Consider the following 22,191-nt stretch of genomic DNA (forward strand, 5'->3'; position numbering starts at 1 on the left):
ACGACCTGGAAAGGGATTGATTTTGAGCCGCTTTGCCGCCGTCGCCGTGCTGCTGCTTTGGGGAGTGGGAATGTGGGAGCCGTCGGCCCTGGCCCAGTCCTCGGGGGTTATTCGCGACATCGTGGTCGAGGGGGCGCAGCGCGTCGAACCGGAAACCATCCGTTCCTACCTGCTGCTGCGCGAAGGGGATATCTATAATCAGGTGCGGGTGGATCGGTCGCTGAAAAAACTGTTCGGCACCGGCCTGTTCGCCGACGTGACCCTGGAGCGCCAGGGCAGTCAGCTGGTGGTCCGGGTGGTCGAGAATCCGGTGATCAACCGCATCGCCTTCGAGGGCAACCGGCGCATCGAGGATGCCGATCTGGAAAAGGAAGTGACCCTGCGACCGCGGGTCATCTATACCCGGACCAAGGTGCAGAACGACGTGCAGCGTCTGCTCGGACTGTATCGCGCCCGCGGGCGGTTTGCCGCCACGGTCGATCCCAAGGTCATCCAGTTGGAACAAAACCGCGTCGATCTGGTGTTCGAGATCAACGAGGGCAAGGCCACGGACGTGGAGCGGATTCGTTTCGTCGGCAACCGGGAGTTCAGTGATTCCCGGCTGCGCGAGGAAATTCGCACCAAGGAGACCCGCTGGTGGCGCTTTCTGACCGGCGAGGATACCTACGATCCCGACCGCCTGTCCTTTGACCGGGAACTGTTGCGGCGGTTTTATCTGAACGAAGGGTTCGCCGACTTTCAGGTGCTGTCCCTGGTCGCCGAGATGACCCCGGACCGGGAAGATTTTTTCATCACCTTCACCATCGACGAGGGGCCACGCTACGAACTGGGCGAGGTCACCCTGTCGACCAACATCAAGGGCTTGAATGTCGAAGATGTGGCGGATGTGGTCGAAATTGAACAAGGCGACTGGTACGAGGCTGACAAGGTGGAAAAGACCGTCACCGACCTGACCAACGAAGTCGGTGAACTGGGCATTGCCTTTATCGACGTGCGCCCGAGCATCAAGCGCAATCGAGAAAAAAAGACCATCGACATCGCCTTCGCCCTCAATGAGGGGCCACGGGTGTTCGTCGAGCGCATCGATGTGTCCGGCAATGTGCGGACCGAAGACAAGGTCATTCGCCGGGAATTCCGTCTGGTCGAAGGCGATCCGTTCAACCAGTCCCGTTTGCGGCGCTCCCGTCAGCGGGTGCAGGATCTCGATTATTTCGAAAAAGTCGAAGTGGAGCAGGTGCCTGGCAGCGCCCCGGACAAAACCGTCGTCGAGGTGGATGTGCAGGAGAAATCCACCGGGTCGTTATCCTTGGGGGCCGGGTTCTCGACCACCAACGGCGCGCTGGCCGAAGTGGGCATCCAGGAATCCAACCTTCTGGGCAAGGGGCAGAAGCTGAGTCTGTCGACGACCATTGCCCAGCGCCAGAGCAAGATTGATTTGTCCTTTACCGAGCCCTACTTCCTGGATCGGGAAGTGGCAGCGGGATTTGACCTCTTTCATTCCTCGACCGATCTACAGGATACCCAGTCGCATAATACCAGCCTCACCGGCGGCGCGCTTCGCGTGGGCTATCCGATTACCGAGCGCTTGAGCCAGAGTTGGCGTCAGACCGTGAAGCAAACCGAGGTGACCAACGTCCAGTCGGGGGCCTCGACCTTCATCAAATCCCAAGAAGGCACCACCTTGCTGTCGGAATTGTCGCATGGTCTGCTCTATGACCGCCGGGACAGCAAGCTTTCTCCCACCGACGGATATTTCGTGCGTCTGGCCAACGATCTGGGCGGTCTCGGCGGGGACCGGCATTATCTGCGCAATACATTGTCGGCAGCCAAATATATCCCCATCGACGATCAGGTGACGCTGTCGGTTTCCGGTCTGGTCGGTCACATTTATGGAATCGGTGAGGACGTGGTTCTGATCGACCGCTTCCACGGGGGCGGGGACGATTTGCGCGGCTTCGCCACGGCGGGTATCGGTCCCCGGGATTCCTCGACCAAGGATGCCCTGGGCGGGGAATGGAAGTATACGGCATCGACACAGTTGTCGTTCCCGCTGGGCCTGCCCAATGAATTCGGGATCAAGGGGCGGGTGTTCAGCGATGCCGGCAGTGTGGGGGCGGTGTCGCCCAAGTCTTCCTTGATTCAGGATACCGGAAGCCTTCGGCTTTCCGTGGGCTTCGGCGTGGGATGGGAATCCCCGGTCGGCCCCATCGGGGTGGATTTCGGCTTCCCGATTCTCAAAGAGAAGTTCGATCAAACAGAGTCGTTTCGGATTAACTTTGGCACGAGGTTCTAGGTCATGCGCTTGATTTCAGGTTTAACCGCCAGCATCGTCGTGGCCATGTTTCTGTTCGGTCCGCTCGCGGGGGCCATGGCGCAGGACGCCAAACAGACGACCGATGAGACCAAATTCATCATCGGTGTGATCGACATGGAGGCCGTCCTGCGGGGGGCGCTGGCCAAGAAAAATATTGATGATCAGGTGGCGCAGTTGATCAAGCGTTTGCAGGAAGAAACGGCCAAGGACGAAGAAAAATTGCGCGAGGCCGATGCCGAACTGGGGCGTCAGCGCAATATCATTTCCGCCGAAGCCTTCGAGGCCAAGCGGGTTGCGTTTTTCAAGGAACGCGAAAAGGCCCAAAGGTGGCTGCAGGCCAAACAAAAGGCCATTTCCGATGCCGATCAAAAGGCCAAGGACGTGTTTCAGGAGGCGATGCGCAAGATCATCATTGATGTGGCCAATGAGAAGGGGATTTCACTGGTCTTTCGACGCCGGGAGTTGGTGTTGACCCCGAAACGTCTGCAAATCGACGATGAAGTCCTGGCGGCGCTTAATAAATCGCTGCCGTCTGTCAAGGTCGAGGTCGTCTGGCCCGTCGAGCCTTGAGCCATGGCGGATCCTCGTTTTTTTGCCCGGTCGGGACCTTTTTCGCTGGCCGAATTGGTCACTTTGTCCGGTGCCGAATTGGCGGCGGGCGGCGATTCCTCGGCGCGGATCATGGATGTGGCGCCCCTGGATTCGGCGACTTCGGAACACCTGTCTTTTCTCGATAACGCGAAATATCTCCAACAATTCCGCAGCAGTCTAGCCGGGGCCTGTCTGGTCCGGGCGGCCCATGTGGACAAGGCCCCTCCGGGGATGGCGTTGCTGGTGACGGCCGACCCCTATCGCGCCTATGCCAAAATCGCCGCGGCCTTCTATCCCGCTCCGCCTTTCAAGGAAGGGGTGGAAAGCGGGGCGCAGATCGCCGATGACGCGGAAGTGGGCCTCGATACGCGGGTTGAGGCGGGGGTGGTCATCGGCCATCGGGTCAAGATCGGGAACCGCTGTCATATCCGGGCCAATGCGGTGATCGAGGACGGGGTAAGCATCGGTGATGATTGCCACATCGGCCCTTGTGTTTCCCTGACCCATTGCCTGATCGGAAACCGGGTCATTCTGCACGGCGGCGTGCGCATCGGCCAGGATGGCTTCGGGTTCGCCCTCGGTCGTGAAGGCCACCTCAAGGTGCCGCAACTGGGCCGAGTGATCGTCGGCGATGACGTGGAAATCGGGGCCAACACGACCATTGACCGGGGCACCGGGCCGGATACCGAAATCGGTGCCGGGACCAAGATCGACAACCTGGTGCAGATCGGTCACAACGTCAAACTGGGCAAAGGTTGTATCGTGGTCTCTCACGTGGGGATTTCCGGAAGCACGGTGGTCGGCGACATGGTGATGTTCGGCGGGCAGTCCGGCATCGCGGGGCATCTGAGCATCGGCGCCGGGGCCAGGGTGTCGGCGCAGGCCGGTGTTTTCCGTGATATTCCGCCGGGGGAAACCGTGGCCGGATCGCCCGCCATGCCAGCCAAGGAGTACTGGCGACAGGTGGCGATGTTGGCTAAACTCGCGCGGAAAAAAGACCCTTGATCTATGGAGGACCATGCGGAAATGACTGAGGGCTTTAGCATTGATATCGGACGGATCATGGAGATGATTCCCCATCGGTATCCCATGTTGCTGATTGATCGTCTGGACGATGTGGTGCCTGGGGAACGGGCCACCGGGATCAAGAACGTGACCATCAATGAGCCTTTTTTTCAGGGCCATTTCCCCCAAAAACCGATCATGCCGGGGGTGTTGATCATCGAAAGCATGGCCCAGACGGCGGCGGTGCTGGTGGTCGAAACCCTGGGCGAGGCCGCCGAAGGTAAGTTGGTATATTTCATGTCGGTGGATGATGCCCGTTTCCGGCAGCCCGTGGTGCCCGGCAATTGCCTGCATATTCACGTGACCCGCATCCACAGCCGGGGCAGCGTCTGGAAATTCAAGGGGGAGGCCAAGGTGGACGGCAAGCTGGTGGCACAGGCGGTGTTCGCCGCCATGATTCGGACCGAAGAATGACGAATATTCACCCCACGGCCATTGTCGATCCCCAAGCCCGGATCGGCAAAGATGTGCAGATTGGCCCCTATTGCTGTATCGGCAAGGATGTGGTGCTGGAGGAGAACGTCATCCTCAAGTCCCATGTGGTGGTGGCCGGACGGACCACGGTTGGGGCGCGCACGCGCATTTTCCCTTTTGCCTCCATCGGCCATGAACCGCAGGATCTGAAATATGCGGGCGAACCTTCGCAACTGATCATCGGGACCGACAATACCATCCGGGAGCATGTGACCATGAATCCGGGCACCGAGGGCGGCGGCATGCTGACCCAGGTGGGGAACGGCTGTCTGTTCATGATGGGCTCCCATGTGGCCCACGACTGTCGGGTCGGGGATTCAGTGATCCTGGCCAACAACGCCACCCTGGCCGGGCATGTACGGGTCGGCGATTTCGGCATTCTCGGGGGGCTGTCCGCCGTGCATCAATTCGTGCGCATTGGGCGTCATGCCATGGTCGGCGGCATGTCGGGGGTGGAAAACGATGTCATCCCCTATGGCTCGGTGATGGGCAACCGGGCGCGGCTGTCGGGGTTGAATATCGTCGGCCTGAAACGGCGCAGCTTCTCGCGTGATACCATCCACGATATTCGCAAGGCCTATCGCCTGATCTTCGCCCAGGAGGGCACCATGTCAGAGCGTCTGGCCGATCTGGTGGAGGATTTCGCCAACAACGAGCCGGTCATGGAGATCGTCGATTTCATCCGCGACGAGTCCTCTTCCCGCGGCGTCTGCCTGCCGGCCGACGGGCATGTCGACTGATCCGACCGTCCCCCTGGGCATCATCGCCGGGCGGGGGGATCTTCCGGCCTGGATCATTGCCGCCTGCCGGGAACGGGGGCGGCCATACTTTGTCCTCGCCATCGAAAATCAGACTGACCCGGAAACGGTTGCCAGGGATGTGCCCCATGCCTGGATCCGCCTGGGCGGCGCGGGCAAGGGCATCACGCTGCTGCGTCAGGCCGGGGTGAAGGATCTGGTCATGGCCGGCGGCGTCACCCGGCCCAGTCTGGCCAGCCTGCGTCCCGACATGTGGAGTGCCCGCTTCCTGGCCAAGGTGGGCCTGAAATCCCTGGGCGATGACAACCTGTTGCGGGCGCTGATTGCCGAAATCGAGGCTGAGGGCTTCCACATGGTCGGGCTGGATGATCTGTTGCCCAGTCTGTTGGCTCCCCGAGGACGGCTTGGCCGACTGGAGCCGGACGAACAGGCCCGCATCGACCTGCGGCGGGGCTGGGAGGTGGCGCGCGGTCTCGGGGCGTTGGATGTGGGGCAGGGGGTGGTGGTGCAGCAGGGCATTGTGCTGGCGGTCGAGGCGGTGGAAGGCACCGAGGCCATGCTGGCGCGGGCGGGCAGGTTGGCCCGTGACGGGCTCGGAGGGGTGCTGGTCAAGCTCAAGAAGCCGCAACAGGAACGCCGCGCCGATCTGCCGACCATCGGACCGGCGACCATGGATCAGGCCGCCGCCGCCGGTCTGCGCGGCATTGCCGTGGAAGCGGGCGGCACGGTGATGCTGGATCGCGACGAAATCCTCGTCCGGGCCGACCGCCTGGGGCTGTTCCTGATCGGACTCTCCGAGCCGAGGGATATCTGATATGCCCGGGGCCGCCCTGGTTTATGTGGTGGCCGGGGAGCCGTCCGGCGATTTGTTGGGCGGACGTTTGATGGCGGCCCTGCATGTGGCCCGTCCGGGGCGAATCACTTTTGCCGGAATCGGTGGTGAGCGGATGGCCGAGCAGGGGCTGCACAGTCTGTTTCCCATGTCGGACCTGAGCCTGATGGGATTGGCCGAAGTGCTGCCCCACCTGCCGCGCCTGATGCGCCGCCTGCGGGAAGCGGAGGCGGATATCCGTCAGTGCCGACCCGACCTGATTTTGACCATTGATTCCCCTGGCTTCTGTTTCCGTCTTGATCAGCGGGTGCGGGATTTGGGCATTCCGCTGGTGCATTACGTGGCCCCCACGGTCTGGGCCTGGAAGCCCAAGCGGGCGGCCAAGATTGCCCGTTTTCTCGATCATCTGCTGGTCTTGTTGCCCTTTGAACCGCCGTATTTCGAGCGCGAGGGACTGCCCACGACCTTTGTCGGGCATTCGGTTATCGAGGGCGGGGCCGACCAGGGCGATGGGGCGGCCTGTCGCGCCCGCCTGGGGTTGACCGAAAATGCGCCGCTGCTCTGCGTGTTGCCGGGCAGCCGGGTCGGCGAGGTGACCCGCCATCTGCCGGTGTTTCGCGAGGTGGTGTGCCGTTTGGCCGAGTCCCTGGACGGGCTGCGTGTGGTGCTGCCGACCGTCGCCGGGGTGGCCGACTTGGTTCGCACGCAAGTCGTCGATTGGCCCTGTCCGGTGCAGGTGATCGAGGGTGAGGGGGCGAAATTCGACGCCTTTGCCGCCGCCGACGCGGCCCTGGCGGCCTCGGGCACGGTGACCCTGGAACTGGCGCTGGCCGGTTGCCCGTCGGTGGTCGCCTACAAGATGAACCCGCTGACCGCCTGGCTGGCGCGGCGGTTGGTCAAGGTGCGCTATGCCAGCCTGATCAATTTGATTCTAGACCGTCCTGTGCTCCCCGAGTTTCTTCAGGAAAATTGCCGCGCCGAGACCATCACGCCGGTTTTGCAGTCCTATCTGGCCGACCCCGCGCGGCGACGGGCGCAAATCGACGCGGCGGCTCCGGCCCTGGAGCAGTTGGGGCGCGGCGGTCCCTCGCCGTCACGCCGCGCCGCCGAGGCGGTTTGGACCCTCATCGACAGGAAGGAAATCAAAAGCCTTTCGCCTGTTATATGATCCATCCTGACCGAATCATTTTTTGCCAGGGGCAGGAGCGGCGCGCAGGGCGTAGCGGGGCTACGGCCAAGGGTCGCGACGCAGCCCTGGCGGAAAATGATCGGCCCGAAAGGGTGGCATCTGGCGGTCGCCCGCGGCGTCAAGCTCTCTCACCGATGCGCCGCATCGCTTTCGAGACCTTTCCTGGCGGTTCGACTCGCCGGATGCTATCAGGAGGGGTCATATAACAGGTGAAAGGCTTTAGCCATGGATCAATCGAAATTCCGCTTGCTGCATACCATGATCCGGGTCCGCGACCTGGACAAATCACTGGATTTCTATACCCGCCTGCTGGGCATGCGGGAACTGCGCCGGGCCGACTATCCGGGCGGCAAGTTCACCCTGGCCTTTGTCGGCTATGGCGACGAGACGGACCATACGGCCATTGAGCTGACCCATAACTGGGATCGCGACACCCCCTATGAGCGCGGCGACGGCTTCGGCCATCTGGCCATTGCGGTCCCCGATGCCTATGCGGTCTGCGAGGCCCTGCGCGCCGCCGGTGCCAAGATCACCCGCGAAGCCGGCCCCATGAAGCACGGCACCACCGTCATCGCCTTCATCGAAGACCCGGATGGCTACATGATCGAACTGATCCAGAAGGATTGAGGGTAAGGGCGTTGCGGACCTTGAAGGGGAGGGCAGAGTTGGCATCAACAGCCCTCCCCAGGATCGGTAACGCCCGGAAAACAGCCATTGTCTCCATTGCTGCCTTCTGCAATCAGCGGAGTCTCCCTCTTTTGTGCCATCGCACGCCCCATTCATTCCTTAATGCCATAAAAAATGAAACAAGCAAAACAAGTCTCGTAAACAAAATTAATTAACTTAGTGATTTTATAATGGAAATATTTTATAACAATTATTAATAATTGTTGATTATATTTGAAAAGTATGCCATTTTATTTATATCAGGAACGGGTTTTTTTAAATAGAACCCATAAAGTTTTTTATTCCTGTGAAGCGGAAAATAAATGCATCCCCTTCCTTATGTAGATTGCTTCGCTTCCAGCGTTGAAGCATGTGATCGGCTGTTTTCAGATGCCATCGTTCAGGGGCTATCTGGTGAGGATGGCCGTGCAATCTTCTGCTTTAAGATGCAAGCCGAACCGACAGGACTCACGAACAACAAAGAACTCGCGAGTCTTCAAAATATGCACCATCTACCAATACATGAACAAATAGAAATATGGAGAATTGAAATGCCTAAAACAAATGAAGAGAAAATCCGGGATGCAGCTTACCAAATATGGGAAAATGAAGGATGCCCGAGTGATCGAAATGAAGTGCATTGGGAGAAAGCCAAGTTGGAGTTGGCTGCTTCACAAAAGAACATTAAACCTAATTTAGTCAAACAGCTTAATACTTAAGCAGAAGCAATTAAGATATAAATTCCCCCCCCCCCCCCCCCCAGAGAAAGGTCAGACACATGTCCTTTAATAGTTTCTCATCATCCCAAAAGGCGACGAAAACCGCCATATCCAAGGATGCACCGAAAGTCGATCAACCTTCTAAAAAACCAGAGGAAGTGACTGTCGTTGTCGCGCCAAAAGTCAAAAAATAACACTTAAGTTGACCAAACGAAGGGCATCCTGATCCATATCATCAGGACAACGCCTCCCCTCCTTTCTGCGGCACGACCAAAACGCAGCCCAGGGGGGTGAGGCTGTGGAGGCAGATGACGCAGGAGAACCACGCAAAGACAGTGGTCTGCGTCATATATGCTTGATTTCAGTAAATCGGCGGTTCGGCGTCGATTGATTCATAAAGGCTCTCTGGAGCAAGTGAACGGCTGAACAGCCCAACTTGCCCAGGAAGCCCCCCGAAACCAACTTTCTCTCCATTCCTCTCTCGCCTTGAGGGTTGATATGTTATAGCTTGCCCTTGCAGAGGAGGCTGGAGAGCCGATGAGTACGACACTGATCATTGCCGCAGTCGCGTTTGCCGTGGGGTTTGCCTGGGGCTACCGGCGTCCTGCGGGTTATTGCCATCTGAGCAGCGAACAGCGCCGCGCTTTCAGGAACCGGGCCAGCAGCGGCCTCATCAACGGTATTGTGCTGGCGGGCGTCGTCGGCCTGATCGCCTACCTCGGCTTTGCTTCGGGACTTTGAGCGCGTTATCCAGGGCAGGGCAACGGGCCAGTGGGGAAGGGGTTTCTCACGGGTTCGGGATGCGCTAGCCTGACCACGGGAATGTCGAGCAGCAGTAACAGCGCGAGGCGGGTATGTGGGGATGGAAATCAGCAGTCGTGGCGTTGGCCGTCGGAGTCATGGTGCTTCTGGGCGGCGTGGGACGAGCCGAGTATAAGATCCTGCAATATGACAGCCAGGGGCGGGTCATCGGAATCGAGAATGGCGAGGGCCAGAATTCCGGCTCCGGCTCCGTAGGCGAGGAGCAAGGCGGCGGTCCCAATCCGGCCTTCGAGCCCGACGAAGTGATGGTTCTCGATCCACCGAGCGGCTTTTTCTCAGCGATCAAACGGCTTGGGTTTCGCGTCATTGATTCGGTGTCCCTGGAGCGGCTGGACATGACTCTGGTGGTGCTCAAGGTGCCACCCGGGGAGAGCGTCGTTGGGGCCATTCGCACTCTCAGGGATCGGTTTCCCAGCCTGACCGTAGAGGCTAACCATCGGTTCGAGGCCCAGGCCAGCCAGAACCATCGCCATGCCCGGGCGGCCATGGGATGGCCGGCGGCCCCGCCGGGCTGTGGCAGCGGCGTGAGTCTGGGCATGATCGATTCAGGGGTGGATCTGACTCATCCGGCGCTCAAGAACCGCAACGTCGAATTCCGATCCTTCCACCGCACAGGCCGCCAGCAGGGACCCTCGCTCCATGGTACGGCGGTCGCGGCGATCCTGGTGGGCAACCGCGAATGGGGTGGCCTTCTGCCCGAGGCGTCGCTCAAGGCGGCCAATATTTTCGAACTCACCGAGACTGGGAGCAAGGTCGCTAACGCGGCTGGGCTGCTCAAGGCCCTGGACTGGCTGGCGGGCGAGCGGGTCCATGCGATCAACATGAGCGTGGCCGGGGACGACAACAAGGTGATGCGGCTTGCCGTCTCCAAGTCCCGCAAGCTCGGCATGTTGCTGATCGCGGCGGCCGGCAACTGGGGGCGCGATGACAAGCCCGCCTATCCGGCGGCCTATTTGCCGGTGGTCGCGGTGACGGCGGTGAGCGGCGGTTCGGCGGACAGCATCATTTATCGGCATGCCAATACGGGGTCCTGGATTGATTTCGCGGCACCGGGAGTGGGGTTATGGACTGCCGTTCCCGGGGGCGGCAAGTCGCAAAGCGGAACGTCCTTCGCAGCACCCTTCATTACCGCGCTGGCGGGTGTCGAGGCTTCCCGCAGCGGTCAACTGAGCGCCGACAAACTGCGCAAGATCCTGCGCCAGGAAACCCTCGACCTGGGCCTGCCCGGCCGGGACAAGGTATTCGGTTGGGGCCTGGTGGATCGAATGCTGTCCTGCAAATAGGGGGCACCTCGATCATCACCCCGGTGAATAAAAAAGGTATGTATTTTTGCGTTGCGGGATTAGAGTGCCACCCCCTCGGGCAACTGGCGCTTTTCTTCTGTGAGATACGGCGTGCGATATCCCGTATTCAGAAAGAAGAAAAACATGACAGACTTTGAAGGCGTCATCGAGACGCTGGGTCAGGCCTTGACCAAACGGGGCTATACCCAATTGACTCCGGTTCAGGAGTCCATGCTGGCCCCCAATCTGCGCGATGCCGATGCCCTGGTTTCCGCGCAAACGGGCTCCGGCAAGACCGTGGCGTTCGGGCTCGCCCTGGCCCACACCCTGCTCAATGAGAGCGGGCGCTTCGCCTATGCCAAGGCCCCCCTGGCCCTGTGCGTGGCCCCGACCCGCGAGTTGGCCTTGCAGGTCAAACGGGAGTTGGAATGGCTCTATGAAATGACCGGGGCCTCCATTGCCTCCTGTGTCGGCGGCATGGATATGGGCACCGAACGGCGGGCGCTGGATCGTGGAGCACACATCGTGGTCGGGACGCCGGGACGGCTGCGCGACCATATCGAGCGCGGCTCCCTGGATACCTCCGAAATGAAGGCGGTGGTGCTGGACGAGGCGGACGAGATGCTCGATCTCGGGTTCCGCGACGATCTGGAATATATCCTCGACTCCGCGCCCAGCGAGCGGCGGACCCTGATGTTCTCGGCCACCGTGCCGCGCTCCATCGCCAATCTGGCCCAGCGCTATCAGCGCGACGCGGTGCGGGTCAGCACGGTGGCGGAACAGAAGCAGCATCTGGATATCGACTATCGCGCCTTCATGGTGGCCCCCAACGATCGGGAAAACGCCATCATCAATCTGCTGCGCTACTACGATGCCAAGAATGCCCTGGTCTTCTGCGCCACCCGCGCCACGGTCAATCACATGACCAGCCGATTTGCCAACCGGGGATTCTCGGTGGTCGCCCTGTCCGGCGAACTGAGTCAGAACGAGCGCAGCCATGCCCTGCAAGCCATGCGCGACGCCCGGGCGCGGGTCTGTATCGCCACCGATGTGGCCGCGCGGGGCATTGACCTGCCCAACCTGGAACTGGTGATCCACGCCGATTTGCCGAAAAGCCGCGAGACCCTGCTGCATCGCAGTGGCCGCACCGGTCGGGCCGGACGCAAGGGAGTGAGTGCCCTGATCGTCCCCCATAACTGGCGCAAGCGCACCGAACGGCTGTTCCAGGCGGCGCATATCGAGGCGTCCTGGGTCCATCCGCCGTCGCTGGTGGATATCATGGGGCGCGACCGGGAGCGCATTCTGGCCGATCCGTTGCTCAGTGAGGCGCTGACCGAGGATGAGCAGTCCTTTGCCCAAGACCTTTTGAGCCAGCATGCGCCGGAGCAGATTGCCGCCGCTTTCTTGCGCTTGCATCGCTCCAAGCAACCCGCCCCGGAGGAACTGCTGGATGCGGCTCCGGTGGAACGGGAGCGGCCTCCTCGGGATAATTTTACCGGCGGCGTGTGGATTTCCCTGTCGGTGGGGCGCGAGCATACCGCCGAGCCACGCTGGTTGTTGCCCATGCTGTGCCGGGCCGGGCATATCACCAAGCACGAGATCGGGGCCATCCGTATTCATGCCAGCGAGACCTATGTGGAACTGGCTCCGGGCTGTGTGGAACGCTTCCTGGAAGCTCTGGGGCCGAGCCGCAAGGTGGAAAAGACCATTTCCGTGACCCGCCTCGACGGCATCCCGGAGGCGCCTCAGGAAAGTGGGCCCAAGCCTGCTTATGCCGACAAGAAGCCCTATGAACGTCCCCGCCCGGAGCGTCGTCCGAAGCCGGACAATTGGCAGCCGCGCACGGATTCCGTGGCGCCGGAACCCGTGAAAGTCGAGGTCGAACCCAAACCCTATGACCGACCGAAGCCGGAACGGTGGAGCAAGAAGCCGAAACCGGACGCCAAGCCCTACGAGCGGAAAAAACCGTATTCACCGGCGCCGAGGGTTGAGGCGGATGAAGCGCCCCGGAAAACCGAGGAGGAGGCCAAGCCGAAGCCCCGTCGCAGGCCCGAATCACGCCCGATTTCCGAACGCTGGGGCGAGGCCAAACCGGCCCGTCGGTCCAAACCGGAACAGCCGTCCCGATCGGATGCGCCAGTTGCGTCCGCCCCCCGGGGCAAGCTGGGGCTGTCCCGCAGAACGGAGCGCGCCGAAGAAACCGGCGACGCGGCATCCAAGGAAAAGGGCAAATATCAGGGCAAGAAACCGTTCAAGCCCAAGTTCGCCAAGTCGGCCCCGCGCAACCGCAACCAGGATGACGCCGGATCGCGGCCCCTGAAGCGCAAGCGTCCGCCAAAAAAGTCGGACTGATCACTCCCGCTCGGCGCGCAGGTCCGGCACCGGCTTGATGTCCGAAGTCTTAAGCGCCGGAGCCATCAAGTCGAGGGCCGGAGAGGGATGGGAAACCTCTTCTTCCCGGGGCAGGTCGTCGCCGTGGAAAATGTCGCGCAGGGGGGCGGATAGGAAAGCGGCCTGGGTCTTTTCCGCCCGGCTGAGCTTGTTCAGCATGCGCGCGGCCCAGGCTGGGGTCTGCTCCTCGACGGCGGGCAGCGGCCCCAGCGGTAAATTCAGGGACTGATGCAGGTCAGCCAGGGTGGTGCTTTCCGGATTGCGCGACAACACCCAGCGGCCCGTATCGGTGCGCGTGATGTAGGACTCGCCAGCCAGATGGTCGAGCATGTAATCGACTTCCATCTCGCCGACCCCGGTTTCGTCAATCAACAGCTTGCGCTGCACCTCGCCGCCTTCGCCATGGCTGCGCTCGTCGAGGATCTTGAGAATATGAGCGGCCAGCCACAAGCGGCGTCCATGCTCTGAAAATCCTTGATATATGAGATGGTTGCCGCGATTCCACTCGGCCAGGGCGGCGGTGATGGTGGCCCCGAACAGAATCACTGCCCAGGACAGATACATCCAGATCAAAAAGATCGGAATGGAGGAAATGGCCCCATAGACCGCCTGATAGGACGGAAAGGAGATTACATAGAGGGCGAACACCCAGCGCAGAAAGGCAAACAGCAGACTGGCGACAATGGCCCCGGTCAGGGCATGGGTCCATTTGACCGAGCGGTTGGGCATGGTCATGTAGAATAACATGAAGGCAACGATGGTGAGCAGGGTCGGGGTCGCGATGGTCAACTTGCCCAATGGCCCGGCAAAGGCGTCGGCCCCGTTGAGCTTGAGCAGCGTGGTAATGTAGCCCGACAGGGTGAACGACGACCCGATGAGCACCGGCCCCAGGGTCAACAGCGCCCAATAGACCAGAATGCGGACCAGAAAACTGCGCGGACGCGAGACCCGGAAGACCCGGTTCATGGCCCCTTCGATGGTCGACAGCAGCATCAAGGCGGTGACCGCGAATCCGACCACGCCCACGGCCCCCATCTTCCCGGCATTAGTCAGGAAATTGTTGAAATAAAGCTCAATCTGATCCCGGTCCTGCATCACCAGATTGTCGAGCAGAAAGGCCAGGATCTGTTCCCGCGCTCCGGCGAATCCGGGAAAGGCGGCGAGCATGGCAAAGGCAATGGTGAGCAGCGGAATCAGCGACAGCAACGAGGTGTAGCTCAGCGATGCCGCTACCCGCAGCCCCTGGTCGTTGTGGTAGCGGGCCAAAACGGCACTCGGAAAAGATATCGGACCGCTGGCCCGAGGTTTGGAATGGCTGTTCGCTGTCACGTGATGTGCTCCCCCTTGATTCCCCGCCCCATGATACACTGCCGCCCGGGCAGGGCAAACCGATTGCCTCTTGCCATTCCCGGCCCTTACAATAGGCCCCCATGAAACAGTATCTCGATCTTCTTCGACATGTGCGCGACACCGGTGTATTCCGGGGTGATCGTACCGGCACCGGCACCCAGGGGGTGTTTGGCTACCAGATGCGCTTCGATCTGGGGCAGGGCTTTCCCTGTCTGACCACCAAGAAACTGCATCTTAAGTCGATTATTCATGAGCTTTTGTGGTTCCTGAACGGTGATACCAATATCAAATATCTGCGCGACAACGGGGTGAGAATCTGGGACGACTGGGCGGACGATAAGGGCGAATTGGGGCCGGTTTATGGCCATCAATGGCGCTCCTGGCCGACCCCTGACGGCAGCAAGATTGACCAGATTTCCCAGTTGGTGGCGCAGATTCGGCAAACACCCGAGTCCCGTCGTTTGATCGTCAGCGCCTGGAACGTGGCCGACGTTGACCGCATGGCCCTGCCACCGTGCCACTGCCTGTTTCAGTTCTATGTGGCCGAGGGCAAATTGTCTTGCCAACTCTATCAACGCTCGGCGGACATTTTCCTCGGCGTGCCGTTCAACATCGCCTCCTATGCCCTGCTGACCCAGATGATGGCCCAGGTCACCGGGCTGCAACCGGGCGAATTCGTTCATACCTTCGGTGATGCTCATCTCTATGTGAATCACCTGGAACAGGCCGACCTGCAATTGACCCGAACCCCGCGCCGACTGCCGAATATGACGATCAATCCCGATGTAACCGACATCTTCGGCTTCCGCTTCGAGGACTTCGAACTGACCGGCTACGACCCCCATCCGCATATCAAGGCTCCGATTGCGGTGTGATGGGTTGACGTTGCTCTTTGCAGTGTGAGGCGCTATGCTAAAACTAGTCAGACTAGTTGGAGGGGCTCATGTCTCATCCTTGTACTTGGCAATTACAAGAGGCCAAGGCGAAGTTCAGCGAGTTGGTGCGCCGGGCGACCCGTGAAGGACCGCAGATGGTCACTTTTCACGGTGAGGAAGCGGCAGTGGTGCTGTCTGCCGCCGACTATCATCGCCTACAAGACTCGCGGCCCACTTTGACAGAATACCTCAAGGCCGGTCCCCGCTTTGACGATGAGGTGATTGATCTGGTGAACCTGCGCGCATCCGATACGGGGCGGGACTTGGACTTGTGAGGTGAGGTTTGGGGTTCCTGCTCGATACCAACGTGATATCCGAAACCCGACGCAGATTTCCGGACCCACGAGTTATGGCATGGTTCGATAGGGCCAATCCCGAGAAACTGTTTCTGAGTGTGCTGACCTTGGGGGAGATTTCCAAGGGGGCGCGGCTGCTCTCGCGACGGGACCCGGTCGCCGGAGCCGCGCTGCAATATTGGCTCGACGGACTGAAACTATTTTACGCTGATCGGTTGATTCCTATAGACCAGGAGATCGCCGAAGTCTGGGCAAAGCTTTCCGCCGTGCGCCCTGTGCCAGTAGTGGACAGCCTGCTGGCTGCTACGGGCTCTGTTCATGGTCTCACCCTGGCGACACGGAATGTGCGTGATTTCGAGGCATTGGGGGTTACAATCGTCAATCCCTGGCAGACTTGATCGAAAGGACGGTTTCCATGCGCCTCTCCCTGATCGTTGCTCTGGCCGAGAACCGGGTCATCGGGCGGGCCAACGGGCTGCCCTGGCGGATTCCGGGGGACCTGAAGCATTTCAAGCAGATCACCATGGGCAAGGCGATCATCATGGGCCGCAAGACCTTCGAGTCTATCGGCCGCGCCCTGCCCGGACGGCACAATATTGCGGTGTCGCGGGACCTGGCCTTTGCGCCCGACTTCGTGGAGGTGGCCCGCACCCTGGACGCGGCCCTGCATGCGGCGGCAGGCTGGGGCGACGAGGAAGCGTTGGTCATCGGCGGGGCGGAACTCTACCGGCAGGCCCTGCCGCAGGTCGAGCGCCTGTATCTGACCGAAGTGCACGCGCAAGTGGAGGGGGACGTCCTGTTTCCGGAGTGGGACCGCGAACAATGGCATGAGCTGTCCCGCCAGCGCCACGAGGCCACCGACGGGGCGCAATATCCCTACAGCTTCGTTACCCTGGAGCGTGGGCCAGCCTAGGCGGCGGGCGGCGTTTCCCGACGGAACTGTTTGCCGTCGAGCAGCGCCGACAGGGCGACGGTGATGGTCCGGTTGCGGTCGCCCTGGCTGACCAGACGCACGTGCGGCGGAATGTCGGTGTATTCGAACATGCGCTCGACGGCCCATCGGGTCTGCGACGTGCCGGATTTCACATAAACATCACCTTGCGTGATATCTTCTCTCTTCATGGAGTGTCTTCCTTGCGAACCAATGGGCGGCGGAGCGGGCGACAGCAATAGCGCATTCTTTGCGTCTGACCAATCAGGATTCCGTCGTTTGGTCGATCATATCAGATTAGCGGCTGACGCAGTTGCAAATTATCTTTTCAGTGCGGCCGAAAAAAGGCCCCCACCGGGGTGGAGGCCTTTTCGGTAGGGAATCGAGCCTTATTGCAGCACGATCTTCGGCGCCTGGGCAGCTTTTTTGGCCAGTTGCTGCTCGACCTGAGCCCAAACCTTGTCGGCGATTTCCCGATAGGCCTTGGAATGCGGGCTCTCCGGATCGGAGTCGACGATCGGATTGCCGCCATCGGAGGTCTCGCGAATCTGCACGTCCAGCGGCACTTCGCCGAGGAAGGTCATGCCGAGCAGGTCGGCCTCGTCCTTGGCCCCGCCGTGGCTGAAAATGTCGGTCCGCTCGCCGCAATGCGGGCAGGCGAAATAGCTCATGTTCTCGATGATGCCGAGCACCGGCACGTCAACCTTGCGGAACATGTTGAGACCCTTGCGGGCATCGGCCAGGGCGATGTCCTGCGGGGTGGAGACGATCACTGCGCCAGTCAGCGGGACGCGCTGGGCCATGGTCAACTGCACGTCGCCGGTGCCCGGGGGCATGTCGACGACCATGACATCCAACTGCCCCCAGTCCACGTCGCGCATGAACTGCTCCAGGGCCCCCATGACCATCGGGCCGCGCCAGATGATCGGGGTTTCTTCCTCGACCAGGAAGCCCATGGACATGCATTTGATGCCATGGTTCATCATCGGGTCCATGCGACGGCCGTCGGCCGAGGTCGGATCGCCGGTGATGCCCAGCATGCGCGGCATGGACGGGCCATAGATGTCGGCATCCAGAATGCCCACCTTCAGACCCTTGTCGCGCAGGGCGATGGCCAGATTGACGGCGGTGGTGGATTTGCCGACGCCGCCCTTGCCCGAGGCCACGGCGACGATGGAGGCCACATGCGGCAGCAAAACATTATCAAGTTCCTGCTGACCCACCGGGCCGCCTTCCTGCGGGCGCTCGGCGGTGAGCACGGCGGTGACCGAAATCACCCCGGGCAGATTATGCACAGTCTGTTCCGCTTCCTTGCGCAGCGGCTCCATGTGCGGACCGCGCTCCGGGTCCACCTGGATGGCAAATGCCACATGGCCGTCTTTTATTTGCATGCCTGTAATCATGCCCAGATCGACGACGTTATTGCCGCGTTCCGCATCGTTTACGCCCTGCAAGGCTTCAAGGATTTGTTGTTCTGTCACGTGGGTCATACTTGAATCTCCAAACCAACCAACCGATATTCGGCAATAAGTTACATCGAGCTGCGTTGCGCCGCTCGGCTGTCTGTCATATAAGGCCACCGTTCGAGAGTTCAAAGGCCGGAATCGAATTAAATAAGGAAAGGGTGATATCCATGGCATGGAATCCACAAGGAGGCGGCCCCTGGGGCGGCGGCGGCGGCGGCGGCGGGCAAGGCCCGTGGGGCGGCGGCCGAGGCCCGTCTGGAGGCGGCGGTCGCGGACCCACCCCGCCCGATATCGAAGAAATGATGCGCAAGACCCAGGAACGCATGAAGGGATTCATCCCCGGCGGCGGTCTGGGCGGGGCGCGCGGTTTCGGCCTGGTGGTGATTGTTCTGGCCCTGGTTTGGGCCGGTACAGGTTTTTATCGGGTGCAGCCTGGCGAGGTTGGCGTGCAGCTGCTGTTCGGCAAGTATGTCTCGCAGACTCCGGCTGGCCTGCATTGGTGGATGCCGTCGCCGATGGGCGAGATCATCCGACCGAACGTGGAGAAGATCAATACGATCCCGGTGGGTTACCGGGGCGGTGAAGATGTCGGCGGACGGAGCCTCGGCAAGCAGGACGTGCCGCAGGAAAGCCTGATTCTGACCGGCGATCAGAACATTGTTGACCTGAAATTCCAGGTCCAATGGAAGATCAAGAACGCGGCGGATTTCCTGTTCAATATTCGCAATCCCGTGGCGACCATCAAGGCGGCGGCGGAAAGCGCCATGCGCGAAGTGGTTGGTCAGACAACCCTGGAGAACACCCTATCCAAGGAACGTCCCAAGGTGCAGGCGAATTCCCAGGATTTATTGCAGCAGATTCTCGATTCCTACCAGTCCGGCGTGCTGATTACCGAAGTGAAGTTGCTGGAAACCGACCCGCCGAAAGAGGTGATTGATGCCTTCAACGACGTGCAGCGGGCCAAACAGGATCAGGAACGTCTGGTCAACGAGGCCAACACCTATCGCAACGACATTGTGCCCCGGGCCAAAGGTCAGGGTGAACGGATGATCCAGCAGGCCACGGCTTACAAGGAACAGATGGTTCTGGAAGCCAAAGGTGAATCCCAGCGGTTTATCGATATTTACAATGCCTATGCCCAGAACAAGGGCATCACCCGCAAGCGTCTCTATCTGGAGCGTATGCAGGATGTCATGGGCAATGCCAACAAAGTCATCATTGATGAGAAGGCGCAGGGCAAACAGGGCGTCGTGCCCTACCTGCCGCTCAATCAACTGGGCCGGTTCGGTCCGCAACAGCCAAGAGGGAATTGATCATGAAGCCCCGTTTCATATTTCTGGCTGTCGTATTGGTGGTGATGGGGGTCATCGCGTCCAGTGCCATGTTTACGGTGCAACAGACCCAGCAGGCCCTGGTGCTTCAGTTCGGTAATCCCATTGCCGTTCGCAACGAACCCGGCCTGCACTTCAAGTTGCCCTTTGTTCAGAACGTGGAGTACTACGAACGTCGCATTCTGGATCTGGACCCGCCGCCGCAGGAAGCACCCTTGGCCGATCAGAAGCGCGTTAACGTGGATTCTTTTGTTCGCTACCGGATCGTCGATCCGTTGGAATTCCGCAAAAGAGCCGGCACGGATACCAACTTCCGCAGCATTTTCGGGGCGCAGCTCAACTCTGCGGTTCGGGCCGAGGTCGGGCAGGTTTTTCTGGCTGACATGCTGAGCAACAAGCGGCAGGAAGTCATGGATCGGATTACGGCCAACCTGAAAGAAAAGGCGCCGGAGTTCGGGGTCGAGGTGGTGGATGTGCGCATTGGCCGCACCGACCTGCCGGAAGCCACGTCGGCTTCCGTGTACAACCGGATGCGGTCTGATCGTAAGGCCTATGCTGCCGAGATCCGTGCTGAGGGAGAACGGCAGAAGCTCAACATCGAAGCAGACGCCGACCGTCAAAGCACCATCATCATGGCCGAAGCCAAGCAGAAATCCGAGACACTGCGCGGTGAGGGCGATGCTGCACGAACCCTGATCCTCAGCGACGCTTATGTCCGGGACCCGGAGTTTTTCGATCTCTACCGGACTCTCGGGGCCTATGAGAAGGGGCTCGGCGAGGGCACCACCATGGTTCTGAGCCCGGACTCGGAGTTCTTCCGCTACTTCCAGTCGAGCACTGGACGCTAAGTCATGGCGCATCTCTTCACGGCGTTGGGTTTGGCCATCGCCCTCGAAGGGATGCTCTATGCCCTGTTTCCCGATGGCATGCGCAAGATGATGGCGCAGCTCCTTCGGACCCCCTCCGGGACCCTGCGCGCCGCCGGTCTGGCGGCGGCGGTTCTGGGCGTGCTGATCGTCTGGTTGTCGGCCTGAATTAACGGTTTCCTCACAATGCCGTGATCAACTGTGCCCTTGCCAAGCTTCGGCCACATTCTTTTTGCATATTCGCTCAGGTAAAGGACCTGTTTAAGAAATGACGGAGAATTCCAAAATGAGCCAACGAAAGTTGTCGCGGGTGTTTATATCAGCGCGCGAGGCATTGCCCGATGACCGCATGGTGCGCTGGATGATCATCGGTCTGCTGGCCATTGCCACGCTGGCCGCCGCCGCCGCCGCCCAGGCGCGCGGTGCCCCGGAGAGCTTCGCCGATCTGGCCGAGCGCCTGTCGCCTTCCGTGGTCAATATTTCCAGCTCTCAGGTCGTGCAGGGGCAACCGGGCATCGAAATGCCGCAGTTTCCTCCAGGCTCGCCGTTCGAGGATTTCTTCAAGCACTTTTTCGATCAACAGGGCGAGGGCCAGGGACCAGGGCATGAGCCGGGTAAGCGGCGCGCCTCTTCCCTCGGCTCCGGCTTCGTCATCGAAGGCGGCTTTGTGGTGACCAACAACCATGTGATCGAAGGCGCCGACAAGATTTTCGTCATTCTTCAGGATGACACCCGGCTGGAAGCCGAACTGGTCGGTCGTGATCCGAAGACCGATGTGGCGGTGCTCAAGCTGTCAGAGGGCAAGAAACTCGATGTGCCGCCGCTGGCCCTGGGGGATTCCGGCAAGGTGCGGGTCGGCGACTGGGTGTTGGCCATCGGCAATCCGTTCGGTCTCGGTGGCACCGTGACGGCGGGCATCGTGTCGGCCCAGGGGCGCGATATCAACGCCGGTCCCTACGACGATTTCATTCAGACCGACGCCTCCATCAACAAGGGCAACTCCGGCGGCCCCATGTTCAATCTTGATGGCGAGGTGATCGGCATCAACACGGCCATCTATTCGCCCTCCGGCGGCAGTGTGGGCATCGGCTTTGCCCTGCCCATGGACGTCGCCAAGCCGGTGATCGGTCAGTTGATCAAGTTCGGTCGCACCAAGCGCGGCTGGCTCGGGGTGCGTATTCAGCATGTCACCGAGGAAATCGCCGAGAGCATTGGTCTCAAGGAACCCAAGGGCGCGCTGGTCGCCGGGGTGAGTGACGACGGCCCGGCCAAGGTCGCCGGGATTCAGTCCGGTGACGTGATCCTGTCGTTCAACGGCCAGGACGTCGATGAAATGCGTCATCTGCCGCGCATGGTCGCCGAGACGGAAATCGACAAGGCGGTGCCGGTGACCGTCTGGCGCAATGGCGAAACGCAGAAACTCTCCGTGGTCATCGGTGAGTTGGAGGAGTCGGAAGTCGCCGACGCCGAAACCACCGCCAAGCCGACCAACACTAAGTCCGGGTCGCTGGATATCGACTCCCTCGGTCTCAGTGTGGCCCAGGCCAACGATGCGGTCCGCAACCGCTTCAGCCTCGGCGAGGGCGAGATCAAGGGTGTGGTGGTCACCAGCGTCGATCAGGATGGCCCGGCCGCCGAAAAGGGCGTCCAGGAAGGCGACATCATCGTCGAGGTCAACCAGTACGAAATTACCGAGCCCAAGGACGTGGTGCAGCGCATCGACGAAGCCCGCAAGAGCAGCCGTCGTTCGGTGCTGTTGTTCGTCGAGCGGCAGGGCGACCTGCGCATCGTCGGCGTGCGGCTGCGCGAGGGCTAAACCCCAATTGTCCCCGGATATGGAACGGCGTCCTTCGCGGGACGCCGTTTTTGTTTTGCCAGTCTTCGGGTTGGGGGCTAGAAAGGGGCAGCAACC

Annotated in this window: 23 protein-coding genes; 20 read left to right on the top strand and 3 right to left on the bottom strand. The window is 60.7% G+C overall.

Features of this window, described 5'->3' with window-relative positions:
• Positions 1–22: 22 nt before the first annotated feature.
• The 12 genes from bamA to ACYQ1P_RS11745 all read left to right on the top strand — a co-directional run bounded on the left by bamA (position 23) and on the right by ACYQ1P_RS11745 (position 13,065).
• Positions 23–2,293 (top strand): outer membrane protein assembly factor BamA, encoded by a 2,271-nt coding sequence (bamA, locus tag ACYQ1P_RS11690; RefSeq protein WP_460020533.1) that lies wholly within the window; start codon positions 23–25, stop codon positions 2,291–2,293.
• Between the two features lie 3 nt (positions 2,294–2,296).
• Positions 2,297–2,884 carry an OmpH/Skp family outer membrane protein gene (locus ACYQ1P_RS11695; RefSeq protein ID WP_460020534.1) on the top strand — a complete coding sequence of 196 codons (588 nt, stop codon included), beginning with the start codon at positions 2,297–2,299 and terminating at the stop codon, positions 2,882–2,884.
• A 3-nt stretch (positions 2,885–2,887) separates the two neighbouring features.
• The gene (gene lpxD, locus ACYQ1P_RS11700) at positions 2,888–3,910 is read left to right on the top strand and encodes a UDP-3-O-(3-hydroxymyristoyl)glucosamine N-acyltransferase (protein ID WP_460020535.1); all 1,023 of its coding nucleotides are present in this window, start codon (positions 2,888–2,890) and stop codon (positions 3,908–3,910) included.
• A 21-nt stretch (positions 3,911–3,931) separates the two neighbouring features.
• On the top strand, positions 3,932–4,384 hold the full coding sequence (gene fabZ, locus ACYQ1P_RS11705) for a 3-hydroxyacyl-ACP dehydratase FabZ (protein WP_460020536.1): 453 nt from the start codon (positions 3,932–3,934) through the stop codon (positions 4,382–4,384).
• Positions 4,381–5,184: an acyl-ACP--UDP-N-acetylglucosamine O-acyltransferase gene (gene lpxA, locus ACYQ1P_RS11710; RefSeq protein ID WP_460020537.1), complete on the top strand. Its 804-nt coding sequence runs from the start codon at positions 4,381–4,383 to the stop codon at positions 5,182–5,184. Before fabZ ends, lpxA begins: the two co-directional genes overlap by 4 nt.
• Positions 5,174–6,016 (top strand): LpxI family protein, encoded by an 843-nt coding sequence (locus ACYQ1P_RS11715; protein WP_460020538.1) that lies wholly within the window; start codon positions 5,174–5,176, stop codon positions 6,014–6,016. Before lpxA ends, ACYQ1P_RS11715 begins: the two co-directional genes overlap by 11 nt.
• Before the next feature lies 1 nt (position 6,017).
• Positions 6,018–7,202, top strand: a complete 1,185-nt coding sequence (gene lpxB / locus ACYQ1P_RS11720; protein WP_460020539.1) for a lipid-A-disaccharide synthase — start codon at positions 6,018–6,020, stop codon at positions 7,200–7,202.
• Positions 7,203–7,448: 246 nt separating this feature from the next.
• The gene (gloA, locus tag ACYQ1P_RS11725) at positions 7,449–7,850 is read left to right on the top strand and encodes a lactoylglutathione lyase (protein WP_460020540.1); all 402 of its coding nucleotides are present in this window, start codon (positions 7,449–7,451) and stop codon (positions 7,848–7,850) included.
• Between the two features lie 362 nt (positions 7,851–8,212).
• Positions 8,213–8,608 carry a DUF2934 domain-containing protein gene (locus ACYQ1P_RS11730; protein WP_460020541.1) on the top strand — a complete coding sequence of 132 codons (396 nt, stop codon included), beginning with the start codon at positions 8,213–8,215 and terminating at the stop codon, positions 8,606–8,608.
• Positions 8,609–9,145: 537 nt separating this feature from the next.
• Entirely contained in the window at positions 9,146–9,349 is a 204-nt protein-coding gene (locus ACYQ1P_RS11735) for a hypothetical protein (RefSeq protein ID WP_460020542.1), read from the top strand.
• Positions 9,350–9,486: 137 nt separating this feature from the next.
• Complete coding sequence (locus ACYQ1P_RS11740; protein ID WP_460020543.1) at positions 9,487–10,713, top strand: S8 family serine peptidase; 1,227 nt, start codon at positions 9,487–9,489, stop codon at positions 10,711–10,713.
• 144 nt (positions 10,714–10,857) lie between these two features.
• On the top strand, positions 10,858–13,065 hold the full coding sequence (locus ACYQ1P_RS11745) for a DEAD/DEAH box helicase (RefSeq protein WP_460020544.1): 2,208 nt from the start codon (positions 10,858–10,860) through the stop codon (positions 13,063–13,065).
• Here ACYQ1P_RS11745 and ACYQ1P_RS11750 read toward each other — a convergent pair whose 3' ends face one another.
• The gene (locus tag ACYQ1P_RS11750) at positions 13,066–14,433 is read right to left on the bottom strand and encodes a YihY family inner membrane protein (protein WP_460020545.1); all 1,368 of its coding nucleotides are present in this window, start codon (positions 14,431–14,433) and stop codon (positions 13,066–13,068) included.
• 101 nt (positions 14,434–14,534) lie between these two features.
• Between ACYQ1P_RS11750 and ACYQ1P_RS11755 the strand changes: the two genes are divergently transcribed.
• The 4 genes from ACYQ1P_RS11755 (at position 14,535) to ACYQ1P_RS11770 (ending at position 16,598) form a co-directional block, all read left to right on the top strand.
• Entirely contained in the window at positions 14,535–15,329 is a 795-nt protein-coding gene (locus ACYQ1P_RS11755; protein ID WP_460020546.1) for a thymidylate synthase, read from the top strand.
• Positions 15,330–15,397: 68 nt separating this feature from the next.
• On the top strand, positions 15,398–15,664 hold the full coding sequence (locus tag ACYQ1P_RS11760; RefSeq protein ID WP_460020547.1) for a type II toxin-antitoxin system Phd/YefM family antitoxin: 267 nt from the start codon (positions 15,398–15,400) through the stop codon (positions 15,662–15,664).
• A gap of 8 nt (positions 15,665–15,672) precedes the next feature.
• Positions 15,673–16,083, top strand: coding sequence for a type II toxin-antitoxin system VapC family toxin (locus tag ACYQ1P_RS11765; protein ID WP_460020548.1), 411 nt, complete (start codon positions 15,673–15,675; stop codon positions 16,081–16,083).
• 17 nt (positions 16,084–16,100) lie between these two features.
• Complete coding sequence (locus tag ACYQ1P_RS11770; protein WP_460020549.1) at positions 16,101–16,598, top strand: dihydrofolate reductase; 498 nt, start codon at positions 16,101–16,103, stop codon at positions 16,596–16,598.
• Here ACYQ1P_RS11770 and ACYQ1P_RS11775 read toward each other — a convergent pair.
• Positions 16,595–16,807, bottom strand: a complete 213-nt coding sequence (locus ACYQ1P_RS11775; RefSeq protein WP_460020550.1) for a hypothetical protein — start codon at positions 16,805–16,807, stop codon at positions 16,595–16,597. The genes ACYQ1P_RS11770 and ACYQ1P_RS11775 overlap by 4 nt on opposite strands.
• A 198-nt stretch (positions 16,808–17,005) precedes the next feature.
• Positions 17,006–18,106, bottom strand: a complete 1,101-nt coding sequence (locus tag ACYQ1P_RS11780) for an Mrp/NBP35 family ATP-binding protein (RefSeq protein ID WP_460020551.1) — start codon at positions 18,104–18,106, stop codon at positions 17,006–17,008.
• A gap of 143 nt (positions 18,107–18,249) precedes the next feature.
• Between ACYQ1P_RS11780 and hflK the strand changes: the two genes are divergently transcribed.
• The 4 genes from hflK to ACYQ1P_RS11800 all read left to right on the top strand — a co-directional run bounded on the left by hflK (position 18,250) and on the right by ACYQ1P_RS11800 (position 22,095).
• Positions 18,250–19,395 carry an FtsH protease activity modulator HflK gene (gene hflK, locus ACYQ1P_RS11785; RefSeq protein WP_460020552.1) on the top strand — a complete coding sequence of 382 codons (1,146 nt, stop codon included), beginning with the start codon at positions 18,250–18,252 and terminating at the stop codon, positions 19,393–19,395.
• Between the two features lie 2 nt (positions 19,396–19,397).
• The gene (gene hflC / locus ACYQ1P_RS11790) at positions 19,398–20,261 is read left to right on the top strand and encodes a protease modulator HflC (RefSeq protein ID WP_460020553.1); all 864 of its coding nucleotides are present in this window, start codon (positions 19,398–19,400) and stop codon (positions 20,259–20,261) included.
• A gap of 3 nt (positions 20,262–20,264) precedes the next feature.
• Entirely contained in the window at positions 20,265–20,447 is a 183-nt protein-coding gene (locus ACYQ1P_RS11795; protein WP_460020554.1) for a DUF2065 domain-containing protein, read from the top strand.
• Between the two features lie 118 nt (positions 20,448–20,565).
• Positions 20,566–22,095, top strand: a complete 1,530-nt coding sequence (locus ACYQ1P_RS11800) for a DegQ family serine endoprotease (RefSeq protein ID WP_460020555.1) — start codon at positions 20,566–20,568, stop codon at positions 22,093–22,095.
• Positions 22,096–22,191 lie beyond the last annotated feature (96 nt).

The sequence above is a fragment of the Magnetospira thiophila genome (genome assembly GCF_054657015.1).

Excerpts from the sequence above, each read along its gene's own strand:
- ACYQ1P_RS11695 (WP_460020534.1), top strand. The coding sequence starts at position 2,297 with ATGCGCTTGATTTCAGGTTTAACCGCCAGCATCGTCGTGGCCATGTTT.
- lpxD (WP_460020535.1), top strand. The coding sequence starts at position 2,888 with ATGGCGGATCCTCGTTTTTTTGCCCGGTCGGGACCTTTTTCGCTGGCC.
- fabZ (WP_460020536.1), top strand. The coding sequence starts at position 3,932 with ATGACTGAGGGCTTTAGCATTGATATCGGACGGATCATGGAGATGATT.
- lpxA (WP_460020537.1), top strand. The coding sequence starts at position 4,381 with ATGACGAATATTCACCCCACGGCCATTGTCGATCCCCAAGCCCGGATC.
- ACYQ1P_RS11715 (WP_460020538.1), top strand. The coding sequence starts at position 5,174 with ATGTCGACTGATCCGACCGTCCCCCTGGGCATCATCGCCGGGCGGGGG.
- lpxB (WP_460020539.1), top strand. The coding sequence starts at position 6,018 with ATGCCCGGGGCCGCCCTGGTTTATGTGGTGGCCGGGGAGCCGTCCGGC.
- gloA (WP_460020540.1), top strand. The coding sequence starts at position 7,449 with ATGGATCAATCGAAATTCCGCTTGCTGCATACCATGATCCGGGTCCGC.
- ACYQ1P_RS11730 (WP_460020541.1), top strand. The coding sequence starts at position 8,213 with ATGCATCCCCTTCCTTATGTAGATTGCTTCGCTTCCAGCGTTGAAGCA.
- ACYQ1P_RS11735 (WP_460020542.1), top strand. The coding sequence starts at position 9,146 with ATGAGTACGACACTGATCATTGCCGCAGTCGCGTTTGCCGTGGGGTTT.
- ACYQ1P_RS11745 (WP_460020544.1), top strand. The coding sequence starts at position 10,858 with ATGACAGACTTTGAAGGCGTCATCGAGACGCTGGGTCAGGCCTTGACC.
- ACYQ1P_RS11755 (WP_460020546.1), top strand. The coding sequence starts at position 14,535 with ATGAAACAGTATCTCGATCTTCTTCGACATGTGCGCGACACCGGTGTA.
- ACYQ1P_RS11760 (WP_460020547.1), top strand. The coding sequence starts at position 15,398 with ATGTCTCATCCTTGTACTTGGCAATTACAAGAGGCCAAGGCGAAGTTC.
- ACYQ1P_RS11770 (WP_460020549.1), top strand. The coding sequence starts at position 16,101 with ATGCGCCTCTCCCTGATCGTTGCTCTGGCCGAGAACCGGGTCATCGGG.
- ACYQ1P_RS11775 (WP_460020550.1), bottom strand. The coding sequence starts at position 16,807 with ATGAAGAGAGAAGATATCACGCAAGGTGATGTTTATGTGAAATCCGGC.
- ACYQ1P_RS11780 (WP_460020551.1), bottom strand. The coding sequence starts at position 18,106 with ATGACCCACGTGACAGAACAACAAATCCTTGAAGCCTTGCAGGGCGTA.
- hflK (WP_460020552.1), top strand. The coding sequence starts at position 18,250 with ATGGCATGGAATCCACAAGGAGGCGGCCCCTGGGGCGGCGGCGGCGGC.
- hflC (WP_460020553.1), top strand. The coding sequence starts at position 19,398 with ATGAAGCCCCGTTTCATATTTCTGGCTGTCGTATTGGTGGTGATGGGG.
- ACYQ1P_RS11795 (WP_460020554.1), top strand. The coding sequence starts at position 20,265 with ATGGCGCATCTCTTCACGGCGTTGGGTTTGGCCATCGCCCTCGAAGGG.
- ACYQ1P_RS11800 (WP_460020555.1), top strand. The coding sequence starts at position 20,566 with ATGAGCCAACGAAAGTTGTCGCGGGTGTTTATATCAGCGCGCGAGGCA.